General features: G+C 42.5%; 10 protein-coding genes. 8 read left to right on the top strand and 2 right to left on the bottom strand.

The features are described 5' to 3' along the window. Nucleotides 1-29: 29 nt before the first annotated feature. The 4 genes from BCU91_RS07995 (at nucleotide 30) to BCU91_RS07980 (ending at nucleotide 5,527) form a co-directional block, all read left to right on the top strand. Nucleotides 30-593, top strand: coding sequence for a sigma-70 family RNA polymerase sigma factor (locus BCU91_RS07995; protein WP_102531253.1), 564 nt, complete (start codon nucleotides 30-32; stop codon nucleotides 591-593). After that, entirely contained in the window at nucleotides 586-1,422 is an 837-nt protein-coding gene (locus BCU91_RS07990) for a hypothetical protein (RefSeq protein WP_102531248.1), read from the top strand. Before BCU91_RS07995 ends, BCU91_RS07990 begins: the two co-directional genes overlap by 8 nt. 99 nt (nucleotides 1,423-1,521) lie before the next feature. Then, nucleotides 1,522-1,950, top strand: coding sequence for a GNAT family N-acetyltransferase (locus BCU91_RS07985; protein WP_102438122.1), 429 nt, complete (start codon nucleotides 1,522-1,524; stop codon nucleotides 1,948-1,950). A 292-nt stretch (nucleotides 1,951-2,242) separates the two neighbouring features. Then, nucleotides 2,243-5,527 carry a S41 family peptidase gene (locus tag BCU91_RS07980; protein WP_102477199.1) on the top strand — a complete coding sequence of 1,095 codons (3,285 nt, stop codon included), beginning with the start codon at nucleotides 2,243-2,245 and terminating at the stop codon, nucleotides 5,525-5,527. Nucleotides 5,528-5,634: 107 nt separating this feature from the next. On the opposite strand, the gene BCU91_RS07975 is transcribed toward BCU91_RS07980, so the two are convergent. Next, a complete protein-coding gene (locus BCU91_RS07975) occupies nucleotides 5,635-6,078 on the bottom strand; it encodes an OsmC family protein (RefSeq protein ID WP_102438126.1) in 444 nt (147 codons plus the stop codon). 411 nt (nucleotides 6,079-6,489) lie between these two features. On the opposite strand from BCU91_RS07975, the gene BCU91_RS07970 reads away from it, so the two are divergent. The 3 genes from BCU91_RS07970 to raiA all read left to right on the top strand — a co-directional run bounded on the left by BCU91_RS07970 (nucleotide 6,490) and on the right by raiA (nucleotide 14,750). Beyond that, nucleotides 6,490-9,459, top strand: coding sequence for a TonB-dependent receptor (locus tag BCU91_RS07970; RefSeq protein WP_102531247.1), 2,970 nt, complete (start codon nucleotides 6,490-6,492; stop codon nucleotides 9,457-9,459). Nucleotides 9,460-9,558: 99 nt separating this feature from the next. Continuing rightward, nucleotides 9,559-13,896 (top strand): pullulanase-type alpha-1,6-glucosidase, encoded by a 4,338-nt coding sequence (pulA, locus tag BCU91_RS07965; protein WP_102531246.1) that lies wholly within the window; start codon nucleotides 9,559-9,561, stop codon nucleotides 13,894-13,896. Nucleotides 13,897-14,393: 497 nt separating this feature from the next. Further along, nucleotides 14,394-14,750 carry a ribosome-associated translation inhibitor RaiA gene (gene raiA / locus BCU91_RS07960; RefSeq protein ID WP_102477203.1) on the top strand — a complete coding sequence of 119 codons (357 nt, stop codon included), beginning with the start codon at nucleotides 14,394-14,396 and terminating at the stop codon, nucleotides 14,748-14,750. Between the two features lie 110 nt (nucleotides 14,751-14,860). Here the strand turns inward: raiA and BCU91_RS07955 are convergent, their stop codons facing one another. Beyond that, complete coding sequence (locus tag BCU91_RS07955; RefSeq protein ID WP_102531245.1) at nucleotides 14,861-15,583, bottom strand: YebC/PmpR family DNA-binding transcriptional regulator; 723 nt, start codon at nucleotides 15,581-15,583, stop codon at nucleotides 14,861-14,863. Between the two features lie 326 nt (nucleotides 15,584-15,909). Between BCU91_RS07955 and BCU91_RS07950 the strand changes: the two genes are divergently transcribed. Further along, on the top strand, nucleotides 15,910-16,173 hold the full coding sequence (locus BCU91_RS07950; RefSeq protein WP_102438134.1) for a TIGR02922 family protein: 264 nt from the start codon (nucleotides 15,910-15,912) through the stop codon (nucleotides 16,171-16,173). Nucleotides 16,174-16,226: the final 53 nt, after the last annotated feature.

Genomic DNA, 16,226 nt, shown 5'->3' with positions numbered 1-16,226 from the left:
AAATAACTGCATTATCAGATGAGCAATTAATGTTGAATTATCAGCAAGGGGACTCGCTTGCTTTTGAGCAGCTGTATAGCAAACATAAAGGGCCTTTGTATCGCTATTTTGTGCGCCAAATCAACGATAAGCAATTAGCAGAAGATCTATACCAAGACACGTGGGGCAAGGTGATAAAAGCCGCCAGCAGTTATCAAGTCACAGCCAAGTTTACCACTTGGATTTATCGCATTGCCCATAACTTACTGATCGATCATGTGCGGGCGGTGAAACCACTCGATAAGCTTGCTGAAACCGCAGAAGAGGGCATGTATAGCTTTGATGCCAGCACACTGGATAGTTCTCATCGCAGTCGTCCTGATGAGCAACTGCTTGATAGCCAAAAAGAGCAATTATTAAAGACCTGTATTAGTAAATTGCCTCAATTACAACGAGAGGCTTTTTTGCTGAATATTGAATTGGGCTTAACAGCTACGGCAATCAGTGAGATTGCCGATGTAACCTTAGAGGCCACCAAAAGCCGCATTCGCTATGCCTATCAAAGTATTAAGCAATGTGTAGCGCTGAAATGGCAAGGGGCGGATCATGAGTGATTCTAAAGATAAAAGCTCAGTCAACGATAAGACTGATGAACAGTTTGTGGCTTTGCAGCAAGAAATTAAAACCCTGTATCAGCAGGATTTAGAAACGCCCCCCAAAACGATGGATAAGGCTATCTTAGCCCAAGCTAAATTGAGCGCCGCTCCTGTTGAGCAGGCAAGAGCATCTCAAGGTGATTCAGCAGCCACAAATGTCATGCAAGTGAGTTTTTGGCATAAGCATCGTTTAGGGCTGTCAACCGCGGCATCTGTAATGATCATTGCCAGCGTGATATTAGTTAATCCAAACTTTACCCAACATGCCAATATAGATGCGGGTGACAGTGTGCCAATGGCAACGAAAGCCACTGAAACGCCTATTTCAGCAACAGTAACGCCAACAACTATTTCAGCAACGCCAACGCCAATGACGGCAACGACAGTTGAGTCTGCCGCTGATGTGGTCCCAACTGTGACAACTAAAGTTATGCCTCAAACACAGTCTCAAGTTAAATTACCAACGCCAGCCCAAACTCGGTTAGCCGTTACGCCTAATTTAGCTGACGACATTAATGGTGCTAGCGCGACTAACGCAGCTAATGCGACTAACGCGACTAACGCTGCTAACGCGACTAACGCTGCTAAGGTAACTAAGGCAACTGACTCCATCAATGCAATCAAACATTTAGCCGAGCTGATAGATACTCATCAACTGGAACAAGCGCAGGCATATTCGAAGGTTATTGAGCAGCAATTTCCTGAGATTATTCAGGAAAAGCATCCTCAATATCAGCAATACCAACAATTAAAACTGCGCTTAAGGTCGCAACAATCGATTCAATAATGGCAGTCATAAACCAAGAGTAAAAATAGACTCTATTGTTGACAACATTTGTTGACGAGAGCAGTAGATTCGACTGATTAGTGATCCAACGAGGTAAAGATGCGTTTTGAGTTCATTCAAGCTTTAGAAAAAGATAAACCTTATCTGTTAGATTTACGTAAATTAACCATGGTTGAGCACTTAGAAAACTCAGGGCAATTTTTATCTGATGACGAGCATGAATTCAGGCTCAACGATGCGTATGGCTGTTCAAATTTAATTATTCATAATAGCGAATTAATCGGCACGTTAAAGTACCGAGAGTTTGAAGACCGCATTGAAATAATGCAGCTGCAAATACATCCTAACTTTCAAGGCAAAGGACTAGGTCGTCAGGTTGTAGAGCAAGTATTGACTGAGGCAAAGTTTAAGTTTGTAGAGCTAACAGTATTGAAAGACAACCCCGCTTTCAGGTTATATCAGCGTCTCGGGTTTTCTATTACGGGTCACGATCAGTACGAGTATTTTATGCGAACTAAGCACTATTAAACGTTTCAATCGGAAAACAGCGGCCAGTTTTCACTCCGTTCAACATTAGTTAAATCTGCTTAACAATAGAGCCAGCGATATTTTTCCGTTTACGCGGGCGTTGACGAGCAAGTCGAGCAGAGAACTTAGGGTAACAACAAAAGTTGTTACCCTTTTTTTTGCAAGTAAATTGGTTGTTACAATTTGCTAAGCTTTTACCGAGACAATTACCAGATTTTATACTGCTAAATGAGCTCAAGTTTGCTAGTTTGATTGCTTGAAAATAATAATATTAACAAGGACTTTTCTGACTATGAAACTTCGCCATTCTGTTAGCGCCTGTTTATTAGCTCTTGGGCTGTTAAGCACATCCGCTCTTGCGGTTAATTCAGACAATCAAGGCTATTACCGCGCGCCAGCGCTACATGATCAAACCTTGGTATTTACCGCCGAAGGCGATCTTTGGCTTAGTCAGTTAAATCAAACTTCAGCAACACGATTAACCACCCAAGCAGCAGAAGAAATCGATGCTGTGATTTCAAAAGATGGTAATTGGCTTGCCTATAGCGCGAACTATGATGGCGCTACTGAAGTGTATGTCATGCCGATCAAAGGCGGCGTTGCCAAGCGAGTAAGCTTTGAAAATAGTCGCGTCAGATTGCAAGGCTGGACAGCCAGCGGGGAGATTTTGTATGCCACCGATAATGCTAATGGACCGGCAAATTACTGGGTTCTTAAAACGGTAGATCCACAGACGCTGCAATTAACGGATTTACCCCTAGCAGATGCGATTGAAGGCACCATTGATGATGCGGGCGAGTATGTTTATTTTACTCAGTTTGGCCTGCAAACCAGTGGTGATAACGCCAAAGTTTATCGTGGCGGCGCTTTAGGTGAAATTTGGCGATTTAAATTGGGCAGTAATCAAGAGGCGCAAAAGCTGACAGCAGCTCATCAAGGCTCAGTAAGACAACCCATGCTGTGGCAAAATCGGCTTTATTTTATTAGCGACCAATCTGGCAATGATAATATTTGGTCGATGACGCTTGATGGTCAAGATGCTAAGCAACATACCCAATTTAGTGCTTGGCAAGTCAGAGATGCACAGTTAAATGATGGTCGAGTTGTGTTTCAGCATGGGGCAGATATTAAAGTCTTTAGCATTAATGATGGCAGTTCATCCTTAGTCGATATTAGCCTGACTTCAGATTTTCCCCATCGCCGTGAACATTGGTTAAAAGATCCAATGGCATTTGCTACCTCAGTGGAGTTAGCCGCCAGTGGCGATAAAGCGGTGATCACCGCTAGAAGCCATGTAGCCATAGCAAGTCATGATGGCCGCCGCTTAATCCAAGTGCAATCACCCGCTAACGCCCGCATTAGAAATGCGTTATTAAGTACGGATGGTGATTGGGTTTATGGCATCAGTGATGCATCAGGCGAGCAAGAGATCTGGCAATTCCCCGCTGATGGCAGTGCAGGGGCAAAACAACTCACTAAAGATGGCAGTAGCTTAAGAACCAGTCTGCATTTATCACCCAATGGCCGCTATATTGCCCATGATGACTACGATGGCAATGTGTGGTTACTGGATTTAAACAAAGGTAAAAATACTAAAATCATCACCCATGGTGAAGGGTTAGGAGAATATCCGGATATCGTTTGGTCTGGTGATAGCCAATTTATTGCCTTAACCAAATTGGAAATGGGTCAACAGCGCCCGCAAATCGTGCTGTATTCGGTTAATGATAATAAAGCCCAATCCATTACCAGTGATAAATACGAGTCACATTCACCTAGCTTTAGCCCTGACGGACAATGGTTATATTTTTTATCAGCGCGGCACTTTAAAGCGACTCCTGGTTCGCCTTGGGGTGATAGAAATATGGGGCCGGTTTTTGATAAACGCACTGAAATCTTTGCCATCGCCTTAACTGAAAAGTCGGTATTTCCCTTCGTAAAACCAACCGAGCTCAATAGCAGTATCATTGCTGATGCCAAAGAGGCTAGAAGTCAGGCTGATAGTAATCAAAAAGTCAAAGTGGATTGGGATAATATCAGTCAAAGACTCTGGCAAGTTCCGGTGGCATCAGGCAATTATTCCAGCTTAACTGCCAGTAAAGATAAGCTATATTTGCTCGATACAGTGGCAGATAAAAGCAGCTTAAAACTGGTGAAGTTTGATAACTTGTCGCCTGAGGTAACCGAGTTTTCCGCTGATATCAGCGACTATCAACTTTCAGATGATGGTGAAAAATTACTGCTAAGAAAACAGGCTAATCCAAGTGAGCTGCATATTGTTGATGCTGGCGATAAAATAGCCACAGAGCTTAAAAACACTCAGGTTGATACCGCCCAGTGGCAGTTATCTATAGCGCCAATGCAAGAGTGGCAGCAGATATTTGAAGATGCCTGGTTAATGCACCGTGACTCCTTTTTCGACAAGAATATGCGCGGGGTTAATTGGCAGCAGGTGAAGCAAAAATATCAGCCGTTATTAGCCCGCTTAACCGATAGAAATGAGCTTAATGATTTGTTCAAGCAAATGATGGGCGAGCTTGATTCATTGCACTCGCAAGTGCGCGGTGGTGATATAGCTAAAAACGACACTGCCACAGGGGCAAGTTTAGGGGCACGGTTAGCGCAAACCTCAAAAGGGGTGCTGATTAACCATATTTATCGTAACGACCCAGAGCTACCAACGCAGGCATCACCGCTGGCCCGTATTGACGTTGACGCCGCAGAGGGCGACATCATCAAAGCCATTAATGGTAAGCCTGTCAGCAGTCTTGCTCAGGTTAGTCAACTACTGCGTAATCAAACCAATAAACAAGTGTTGTTGGAGTTAACTCGTGGTAAAAAAAGCCATCAAACGATTGTTGTGCCCCATGATAACCGCACCGATGCCAAGCTGCGTTATTTAGACTGGGTCACCAATAATGCCGCTAAAGTCAGCAGTGCCAGTAAAGGCAACATTGGTTATTTACATTTGTATGCCATGGGGGCTGGGGATATTGAAAGCTTTGCCCGTGAGTTTTATACCAATTATGACAAAGACGGTTTAATCATTGATGTGCGTCGTAATCGTGGCGGTAATATCGATAGCTGGATTATTGAAAAGTTACTGCGCCGTGCGTGGGCTTTTTGGCAGCCCACCCATGGCACTGCTAATACCAATATGCAGCAAACCTTTAGGGGTCACTTAGTGGTGCTCGCGGATCAAATGACTTATTCAGATGGCGAGACCTTTTCAGCAGGCATTAAAGCCTTAGGGTTAGCGCCGTTAATTGGTAAGCAAACTGCGGGTGCAGGGGTTTGGCTTTCAGGGCGCAACAGCCTAACGGATAAAGGTATGGCAAGAGTGGCGGAGTATCCACAATACGCTATTGATGGCAGTTGGATTGTTGAAGGCCACGGAGTTGAACCGGATATTGAGGTAGATAACTTACCTTTTGCCACATTCTCGGGCCAAGATGCCCAACTTGAAACCGCCATTCGTTATTTAAAAGATGAGCTGATCCAAAAGCCAATCGCGCCGTTAAAAGCTAAGCCAATTCCTGCAAGCGGATTTGCGGCAGATACTAAAGCGCAATTTTAAAGGCGCTAACTTGAGTTAAGCTTGGTAAATAAGTGTAAAAAAACCGATATCAAGTCAAGTTGATATCGGTTTTTTTATTTGTAAATACAGCCTTTAGTAGGTATTTATCAGCCGTTAATTGCTACTTCAGAATTAACACTATTGGCGATAAAGCAATTGGCGTGGGCTTTGTCATGGATTTTATTTATCACTTCCTGACTGACTTCAATGCCTTCTGCAAAAGTTACCACTGGATTTAAGGTCATTTTGGTGACTGACAGCTTACCGTTATCATTTTTGCCTAGTTCTGCTTTGGCATTATCAACATAGGTTTCAACTGTTAGGCGTTTTAAATGGGCAATGGCTAAAAAGGTTAGCATGTGGCAAGAGGATAAGGCCGCAAGCAAACTTTCTTCAGGATTAACCTTGGCTTCATTACCTTTATATTCAGGCGCAGAAGAGGCGTGAACAACTTGGCCTGTACCAAATTCGATTTGGTGATCCCGGTTAAACTCTGGCGCTTGATGATCAAAATGATCTGCTTGCCATTTTACCGTTAACTTAAAACCCATCATTTATCCTTTGTTTACAATTTCAAACACTTAGTGAGTAATCTGGTTAAAACTGTGATTAGAAGCATTACTCAAATGGTTTTGCTGAAAAGTATTCTACCTGAGTGAGTGACGAAATCTACCTCCCCTTAGATATTTAATGACTAGCCTATAGCCAAAAGTGGATTGCCGCGGATAGTGTAAATATTAATCATAATTAGCAAACCGATTTTAGCATTTGATTACATCAACTTAGCGACTATTGTAATAATTGGTATGTTAATAATATGTTGTGAATACGTATGCAGTAAATTGAGGCTAGCGCAAATCCATGACTAGTATATCGGGATAATAATGCCTGATATTCCATTAGTCTGAGTGGTATAACTGAATGTTGGGTGACTAAAAAGCCACTATGGTGAGGGAAACTCAATGTTCAATTGTAAACCTAGTGTTTTATCGCTAGCGCTAGCTGCTGCGGGGGTCGGATTAGCTTTTTCATCCGATATTGCGTTTGCTGCCGATGAAATCAATACAGAAAAAAACCAGGTCGCTGATGCGGTCAATAATAAAAATAACACCAGCATTGCTAGCAATGCTATTGCAGATAATGCTGAAGCAAACAGTGTCGCAGAAGATACTGACATTGAAGTGATCAGTGTTACTGGCTACAGCCGTAGTTTGATCGATTCTCTTAACTCAAAACGCTATGGGGATACCGTTTCTGAGCAATTGTCTGCCGATGATTTAGGCGCATTACCTGATGTGTCTATGGCGGATGCATTAACCCGTTTACCGGGTATTTCAGCGGTACGTACCGGTGGCCAAGCGGCAGAAATCAATATTCGTGGTATGTCTGGAGGCTTTGTATTTTCAACTTTAAATGGGCGAGAGCAGGTATCGACAAGCGGTTCACGTAGTATTGAGTTTGACCAATACCCTTCAGAGTTAATCAGTTCAGCAGCCGTTTATAAATCACCAAAAGCATCACTTATCGAAGGTGGTGTAGCGGGTACGGTTGAACTTACAACAGTGAGCCCATTAAGCAAAGATAAGCAACATAGCTTTACCGCCAATGTACGTGGCATGTATAACGACCGCGCTGACGAAGTGTTCGGCGCTGAAGATTTTGGCTCTCGTCTAAGCTTTTCATATCAAGGTAAGTTTCTTGAAGACACCTTGGGTGTTGCAGTGGGTTATGCCCGTTTAGAGCAACCCAGTGTAGCAACGCAATTTATTGGTCTTGCATACAATGACTCCAAAGATGTCGATGGCATCGATGGTGATATTAATGGCCCAGAAGACAACCCCGCAAACGAATACATCAGTGAAGGTTTTGAAGTTCAGCACCTGGGCGGCGTCGAAATTCGTAATGGCTATATGGCCGCAATTGAATGGGCGCCCGTTGATAATTTTGTTTTAAAAGCGGATGCGTTTATGTCGCGATTTGATAGCGAATCATTTGCGCGAGGATTTAGAGCAAAATTTGGCGGCCGTGACGCCAGTGTCTCTAACCCAAGCTTTGATGGTAATTCGGTTGTAGGTGGCACGTTTAACCGCACCTCTAAGAGTTATACCCGTGTTGAAATCGTTAACGATGATAACCAAGATTTTGATGAAGTTGATAGTTTCGGTGTCAATGCTGATTGGCAAGTGACTGACAGATTAAACGTCAATGTGGATGTGTCTTTATCTGCGGCTAAAAGTGACTTTAGAAACGGCCTACTTTGGTCAAATGTCGCAGTTGATGCCAATGCCGATACGCCTATCTTTGATGAAAACGTGTCGATGAGTTATTTATTAAATGGCTTAGATTTACCCGATGTGGGCTTTAATCAAGCTGATGCTTTTGCTGATATTGATAGAGTCATGGTCAGTAAATACGGTATTTATCCGTTTGAGAATGAAGACGAAGTTAAAGCGTATAGACTCGATTTTACCTATGAGCTAGATAATGATTTTATCTCTAGCGTTGAGTTTGGTGCCCGTTATTCTGATCGCACCTATTCCAATGACCGCTCGGTATTTGAATATGGTAACGATGGTGCATTTTCAAAATCAGAGCCACCGCTACAATTAACTGATGATATGACCACCGTGGTGGATTGGGAAGGAGACTTCTCATATTTCCCGTCTTACCTTGCGATTGATTTAGATAAAGCTCTTAATGCTTGGTTTCCTGACGGCACTCCGCAGCCAGTACAAACCTGGGGTAATGCTGGTGGCGTGATTGATTCAAAAGGCTATACCACTAACTATTCATGGTCTGTACTGCAAAGTGGTGAAGTCTACGAAGAAGTAATATCTGGCTATGTGATGGCTAATATTGATACTGAAATTGGTGGTCTGCCTATCACGGGTAACTTTGGTGTCCGTGTAGTCAATACCGACCAATCAGCCACCATGCTACAAAATGTCGAAGGTAATCCAGAGTTAGGCGCGCAAAACATTACTGATGACATCGGTATCATTAACCAAAATTATGCCCCAATAGTGCAGGGGGTTGATTACACCGATTACCTGCCTTCCATCAACTTAAACTTTAAAGTGACTGACGATTCACAAGTGCGTTTTGCCGCTGCCAAGGTAATGTCTCGTCCTCCAATTAATCGCCTTGCTGGCGACATCAGTGCATCAGTTTCTGATGACGGTGAGATAAATGGTTCAAGTTCCAATAACCCCTTCCTAATGCCGTTTTATGCAGACCAATACGACTTATCATATGAGTATTATTTTGATGAGGGCGCAATAGTAGCAGCGCTTTTCTACAAAAATATCGACTCGTTTATTGATACTGTGGCAATTGAGAACTTTGACTTTAAAGGCAATGGCTTCAACGTGCCAGATTACATTATCGATGAAGAAAGCGGTGAGCAGATTGAAACCACTAACGGCACTTATACCACAGCAGTCAATAATGCTGAGGGCGGATATATTCGTGGCTTAGAGTTAGCTTACACCCATGTATTTGCATCGCTGCCAGCGGGTTGGTCAGGCCTAGGCTTTAACGCCAGTTACTCTTATACCGAATCAGAAGTTGAATCGATTACCAACTTAGGTGGCGATACCTCAACTCAAGACTTACCTGGTTTATCTAATAACGTCGTAAGTGCAACGCTATTTTATTCCTATGAAGGTTTTGAAACCCGTTTAAGCGGCCGTTTCCGTGATGATTTCGTCTCAGAGCAAGTGGCGATTAATGAGCAAGTGGTCAACTTTGATGGTGAAACTGTGGTTGATTACCAAGCGTCATACCAGGTAACCGATGGCCTAGGGGTGTTATTCCAAGTGAATAACTTAACCGATGAGCCGACTAAAAGTTACTTCGGCACCGAAAGCAAGACCGGCACCATTCAATACTTTGGCCGTGAATATTACTTGGGGTTCACTTATGCCCTGTAATCAAAATAATAACCAGTTATTTCCTGTGATGGGTCATCAAATTAATAATAAAAAACTGATGGCGCAATTAAATCAATCTTCAATGGGGAGAAGTCACTCATGATGAGTATTTCTAGAATAATGAAATTATCTGCCGTTGCAGTTAGTTTAGCAACGCTTGCGGGCTGTGGTGGTGATTCATCTGAGCCCGGTGACGTTTTACTGACATGTAATGTACCCAATATACCTAATGCCGCAGGCACTGAATGTGTTCCACCACCGCCGTTAAGTTGTCCAGCACCTAAGTTCCCTGATGCTAACAATGAAAGTTGTATTGTAGGTTACAACCCTGATTTACCTGAACCAGTGGTTTATGCTGCTGAAAACCAAGCGGTGCTCTACTACAACCGTATTAAAGATAATAACAATACAGATTCGAATACCGAATACCCTGGTTATAAATTGCATACGTGGAATAACGATACCTGTGACAGCTACGCGCCGCCATTCGATTCTACCGATTGGGCAAACGGACATTCATTTGATGGTATTGATCCAAATTATGGCGCTTACTGGATTATTAATCTTAAAGAAGGTTATGGCGAGTGTGCAAATTTTATTGTTCATGTTGGTACTGAAGGCTCAGGTAAGGCGCTAGGTGATGGTGACTTAAGTTTAAACCTTAAACCGTTTGAAGATGACGCCGCAGCAGAAGCTAGCTTTAATCGAGCAAACTTTACCATTCATGGTGAAAGTGATGTTTATGACTATCCTATTCTAGATGTTGGCTTTTCAATAGCGGGCGCCAGTGCCCATTGGTTAGATCAAAACACCTTTGTGTGGAATGAGTCGCCAGATGGCATTGCTAAAATTGTGTTACATCATTCCGCTACAGCAGGTATTGCTGCCGATAACGACAGTAACGTAGACGGCACACAGGTAGAATTGGCAGATTCCGAGTTAACTGATGCGCACAAAGCATTAGTACCTCATTTGGCTGATTGGCCTGCTTATGAAGCTAACTTCAGCGCCGATGAAGCTAAAATGGTGGCTAAAAACCAGCTCGTGTTAGTGGCATACGACAGTGACAATAAACCGGTAGCAGCAACCCATGTGCAGGCTGCCAAAGTGCTTGATGCGCTTTATACCGCAGGTGACAATGACGCCGATGAAGCTGATTTAGGCATTATCTATGATGGCAGTAACATAGTTGCAAAGGTATGGGCACCCACAGCGCAGTCATTAAACCTCAAGGTTTATGATGCTGCAAAAACCCTCATTAGCACTGAAGCAATGACATTAGATACCGCAACAGGTATCTGGTCATTTAGTGGTGATATGAGCTTAGACCGCCTGTATTACCGTTATGAGTTAACGGTATTTCATCCTGTCACTAAAGCCATTGAAACCCTTGAATCAACCGACCCTTATTCACTTAACGTATCAACCAACGGTCGATACAGTCAGTTTATTAATTTAGGAGATGATGATCTTAAGCCTGAAGGTTGGGACGACCATGATGTAGCAAGGGTTGTTAACCCAGAAAATGCTGTGATTTACGAAGGTCATGTTCGTGATTTTAGTGCCCGCGATGAAAGCACATCTGCTGCTAATCGCGGTAAATATTTAGCCTTCACTGAAGAGGGTAGTGCACCTGTTGAGCATCTGCGTAAATTAGCAGAAAGTGGTGTTACCCACTTTCATATGCTGCCAACAACAGATATTGCCACTATCAATGAGGATGCCGCTGAACTCATCGATATCACTGATACCTTAGGCAAGCTTTGTAGCAAGATTGAAGACAATGCTGATGCCTGTCAAACCCAAGAACAGTCAGCAACTATTGAAAGTATTCTTCAAAACAGTCAACCCGGCTCTAAAGATGCACAAGCATTGGTTAATGCCATGCGCAGCTACGACAGCTTCAACTGGGGTTATGATCCACAGCACTTTATTGCACCTGAAGGCAGCTATGCCAGTGACGCTGATGGCATTGCTCGTGTAAAAGAGCTGCGTGAAATGAACTTAGCTTTACATGAGTTAGGGCTAAGAGTCGTGTTAGATGTGGTGTATAACCATACCAGTTCATCTGGGCTTTGGGATAACTCAGTGCTCGATAAAGTCGTGCCAGGTTATTACCACCGTTATAACGAAATTAGCGGTAACATTGAATCATCCACCTGTTGTGATAATACCGCCACTGAACATCGAATGATGGATAAGTTTGTCTCTGATTCAATGGTGATTTTAGCTGAGCAATATGGTTTTGATGGTTTCCGATTCGACGTGATGGGTCATATGCCTAAGAGCAGTATTTTAGCTGCCCGTGATGCCGTTCAAGCGGTTGATGCTGATAACTACTTCTATGGTGAAGGTTGGAACTTTGGTGAAGTCGCCGATAATCGATTGTTTGAACAGGCCACTCAAGCCAATATGGCAGGCAGTGAAGTCGGTACCTTTAATGACCGTATTCGTGAGGCCGTTCGAGGGGGGGCTTTATTTGCTTCTGAGCAAAAAGATGATTATTTGCGTGACCAAGATACGCTGCGCTTATCAATGGCAGGTAACTTACAAAACTACGTCTTAAAAGACTTTAACGGCAATACTGCCACAGGGAGTAGCTTTAGCTGGAACTCACAGCCAACAGCTTACACCTTAGATCCTGCAGACAGTATTAACTATGTATCAAAGCATGATAACGAAACCTTATGGGATATTTTACAGTATTCAAATGATATTGGTTTATCGTTAGATAGCCGCGTACGAGTGCAAAATATTGCTGCTACGATTCCATTAATGAGCCAAGGTATTCCATTTTTACAAATGGGTGGCGACATGTTGCGCTCGAAATCATTAGACCGAAATACTTATGATTCCGGCGATTGGTTTAACTGGGTCGACTTTACTAAAGGCAGTAATAACTGGAATGTCGGCTTACCGTTAGAGCAAGATAATGCTGCCAAAATGGAGCAAATTATTGCGCTTGCGGGTAATCCTAATTCAGCTGCCTCTATGTCTGAAATTGAGTTTGCTTCTAACGTCTTTAATGAGTTTTTATCTATACGTAAAACGAGCCCACTACTGCGTTTAACGACTGAGCAAGACATTATTGACCGTGTTGGTTTCCATAATATTGGCAAGAATCAAACTCAGGGCGTAATTGTGATGAGTATTGATGATGGTGCTGATTTAACTGATATAGACCCTTCAGTTGATGCCATGGTGGTGATGATCAACGGCAGTGAAAGTGAGCAGTCTCATACAGTGCCGACTGCATCTGGGTTTAGTTTGCATCCAAGTTTATCTATGTCGATTGACACCACAGTGCAAAGTGCCAACTTTAGTGAGGGGACTGAAGAGGGCACGTTTACTGTACCGGCTTATACCACAGCAGTGTTTGTGAAAAACCAAGGTGATACACAAGGTGCAGGTTTAAGTGCTAATGCTACAGCGGGAGCGCCAGATGTTGTGCCATATGGCAGCACTGAAGTATTTGTTCGTGGTGGCATGAATGGCTGGGGTGAAGTGGATAGCTTTACCTATATTGGTAGTGGTGAATATCGCGTTGCAATTACTTTAGCCGCGGGTGGCTATGACTTTAAAGTGGCATCCAGTGATTGGAGCACTGTGGACTTTGGCGGCGTGTCAGATGCCGAAGCGGGAGTTGATGAAGACGTAGCTGAGCCACTTGCTAGAGCGGGCGCAAATTTAAGCTTTACCGCAACACTTGATGGGACTTATGTGTTCTCACTTAATGCAGCAGATAAAGATAACCCAGTGCTAACCGTATACAACGAAGAGCCTTTCGTTGGCACTAGTGTTTATGTTCGTGGCGGCATGAATGGTTGGGGCGAAACCAATGAATTGGTTTACATGGGTGGCAGTATTTACCAAGCAGAAATATTGGTATCAGCAGCAAACCATGAATTTAAAGTTGCCTCAAGTGATTGGTCTACAGTTGATTACGGCAGTTTAGATGATAATGGTGCAGTGACCTTAGATACTGCCAAAGCGTTAGCGGTTGCAGGGACGAATATGAGTCTCAACTTTGAAACTGAAGAAATGTACACTTTTACTTTTAATATGAGTAATCGTTTAGAGCCAATGCTAACTGTCAATAAAACAGAAATGTTTGGCACTAATACTGTGTATATTCGTGGCGGAATGAATGGCTGGGGTGAAGTTGATGCACTAACTTACCAAGGTTCTTCGGTTTACCATGTTGATATCGCTTTAGAGGCGGGCAATCATGAATTTAAGATTGCTACTGCAGATTGGTCTACTGTTGATTTTGGTGCTATTGCTGGCGAAGAAACGGTGTTAGAAGGTGAAATGAAGTCATTGGCATCCAAAGGGGCTAATAAGAATTTTAATGCTGCAGATGCTGGCACATATCGATTTACGGTAACTGGCCCCAGTGTGAGCTCTCCCACCTTGTCGGTAACCAAAGTTAACTGACTTTAACGATAAACTTATCTCAAATGACCGATATAACAAAACCCAGCTTATGCTGGGTTTTTTATGAAATCCACTCCAGTGCTTAAAAGTGAGTGTAAAGCGTGAATTATCACTTTTAGTCATAGATTAACTTGAGGCCATGGACGCTTGAACTGTGCCTTAATTTAGCTTTTTTGGCTGATTTTTAAACTGTTTTGAAGGTTAATTTTCTTAAAAAACAGCTAAATGCACAAATAAAGTGCAAACACGACAAAAGTTGCAGATTTTGTTTTAATTTTATGTCTATACTGAAGTTGTAAGACAAATGAATCGCTGCAAACAAAATAATTAACACTAGTATGAGGTGGTAGTGAGAAATTTTTGTAATGTTAACAAAAATTTATCCAACTTCCCTTGAGTTCTAGGACACAAGTCCTCAAATATACTGGTGTAAGAATAAAATTGCTTAAAGAAAGTGAAGTATATAGCGTCGCTATATTATTAAAGGATATTTATCTATGAAAATAAATCTTTCGGGTCACCATGTCGATGTTACTGATACTGTAAAAGAACACGTCAATCAAAAATTCACTAAAATAGCCAGTCATTTCCCAACGCTAATATCACTCGATATTATTATTTCAAAAGAGCACGGCGAGTTTGAAGTAGAAATTACCACGAACTATGAAGGTAGCCGAATCGCTGCCAAAGCGTCAGATCCCGTTATGTACCCAGCACTTACCCAAGCAGGTAAAAAACTTGATGCCGCACTCAAGCATCGAAAAGGACAATTAAAAGCAGATTTACATCAGAAGCCCGAGGTTACAGCACCTGAAATAGCTTATGAAAAAGTTCAAGAAATGGAATTAAAATAAGCGACTTGCCCTTATTTTAGCTACAAAGGTAAGCCATAAAAAAACGCAGTCTATTGACTGCGTTTTTATTGGGCTCATCCGCTTTAGGGCTGGCGTAAGAGCTGTTGCTGTTAGTCGTTAATCTCAGCATTGTGATAAACGTTTTGTACGTCATCACAGTCTTCTAAAGCAGCAATAAATTTATCGAAGGTTTCAACATCTTCACCGGTCACTTCGGTCATGGCCTGAGGTACAAATGTGATATGTTCAACTTCAAATTCGATGTGTGCATTATCTTCAGTTAATGCCACACGGACTTTATTGTATTCAGTGATTGGTGAGAAAACGCTGATCATGCCATCTTCTAACTCAACATCAGTCACGTCCACATCAGCCATCATCAGCAATTCTAAAACGGCTTCATCGTCATCACCAGGAAATACAAATACGGCTTGGTGGTCAAAACTGTGAGCAACAGTACCAGGTCCACCTAACTTAGCATCATTTTTAACGAAAGCTTGACGCACTTCAGTGAAAGTACGTTTCACATTGTCAGTTAAGCAATCTACGATGACTGAACATCCACCAGGGCCAAAACCTTCATAACGCGCGGTATCATAATCTTCACCGCCACCGCCTTTGGCTTTTTCAATGGCACGTTCGATAACATGAGTCGGTACTTGGTCTTTTTTCGCTCGTGCAATTAAGCTGCGTAATGCTAAGTTACCGTCAGGATCAACACCACCATTTTTAGCTGAAACATATATCTCTTTACCGTAGCGCGAGTATAAACGCGTTTTTTGGCCAGCGGTTTTAGCCATAGATTCTTTGCGGTTTTGGTATGCTCTTCCCATCTTAATCTCAGTCTTATATCGAAAAATTGTCGATGATTCTAGCAAAAATTATCGCAACTGTTTAGGGGCTGTATCTGTTTCAATGTTAATTTTACTGGTTTTTGCTCATTTTCTTGCCAGCAGCACAAAAATGACCGCTGTAGATATTAAAATTCCCCCTAATTTTTGAACAAAATCATCATTAAGCAGTGAGCTAGGTCAAATTAACAATACCTTTGTAAGTAATATGTTGTTCAGTTTCTCGATAAATCAATAATTCATGACTAGACTTATCATAAGGGAACTAATAGTCATGTTAGCCGCTTTATAAGGATGAGAGTGAACTTATGACAGAAGTAACGCAGCCGTTAGCCACAGTTGATAAAGATAATAAAGCGACAGTAACGGTATTATTTTATGATGCTCCGGCAGGTCTATCTATGAATAACACTGTACTGAAAGGGTTGCATGTCAGTGCCGCTGGAAGGGTAATATTGCCCGATGAGTTTCGAGAGGGTAAGTCGATTATTGCCGTGCTTGATGGTGAGTGCACAGTGCTTAACACCTTGGGCGAGCGAGTTTATTCTCAACAAAAAATGATTGGTAACTAACTAATTTTTTATAATCAAACAGCAACTAACATAATTAAATAAAACTAGGGCGA

This window comes from Shewanella sp. 10N.286.52.B9, assembly GCF_002873635.1.
Lineage (GTDB): Bacteria > Pseudomonadota > Gammaproteobacteria > Enterobacterales > Shewanellaceae > Shewanella.
This window is presented reverse-complemented; position numbering and strand designations above follow the sequence as displayed.

What these genes read in the sequence shown, in the direction of transcription:
- BCU91_RS07995 (WP_102531253.1), top strand. Translation starts at nt 30, where the DNA reads ATGTTGAATTATCAGCAAGGGGACTCGCTTGCTTTTGAGCAGCTGTAT.
- BCU91_RS07990 (WP_102531248.1), top strand. Translation starts at nt 586, where the DNA reads ATGAGTGATTCTAAAGATAAAAGCTCAGTCAACGATAAGACTGATGAA.
- BCU91_RS07985 (WP_102438122.1), top strand. Translation starts at nt 1,522, where the DNA reads ATGCGTTTTGAGTTCATTCAAGCTTTAGAAAAAGATAAACCTTATCTG.
- BCU91_RS07980 (WP_102477199.1), top strand. Translation starts at nt 2,243, where the DNA reads ATGAAACTTCGCCATTCTGTTAGCGCCTGTTTATTAGCTCTTGGGCTG.
- BCU91_RS07975 (WP_102438126.1), bottom strand. Translation starts at nt 6,078, where the DNA reads ATGGGTTTTAAGTTAACGGTAAAATGGCAAGCAGATCATTTTGATCAT.
- BCU91_RS07970 (WP_102531247.1), top strand. Translation starts at nt 6,490, where the DNA reads ATGTTCAATTGTAAACCTAGTGTTTTATCGCTAGCGCTAGCTGCTGCG.
- pulA (WP_102531246.1), top strand. Translation starts at nt 9,559, where the DNA reads ATGATGAGTATTTCTAGAATAATGAAATTATCTGCCGTTGCAGTTAGT.
- raiA (WP_102477203.1), top strand. Translation starts at nt 14,394, where the DNA reads ATGAAAATAAATCTTTCGGGTCACCATGTCGATGTTACTGATACTGTA.
- BCU91_RS07955 (WP_102531245.1), bottom strand. Translation starts at nt 15,583, where the DNA reads ATGGGAAGAGCATACCAAAACCGCAAAGAATCTATGGCTAAAACCGCT.
- BCU91_RS07950 (WP_102438134.1), top strand. Translation starts at nt 15,910, where the DNA reads ATGACAGAAGTAACGCAGCCGTTAGCCACAGTTGATAAAGATAATAAA.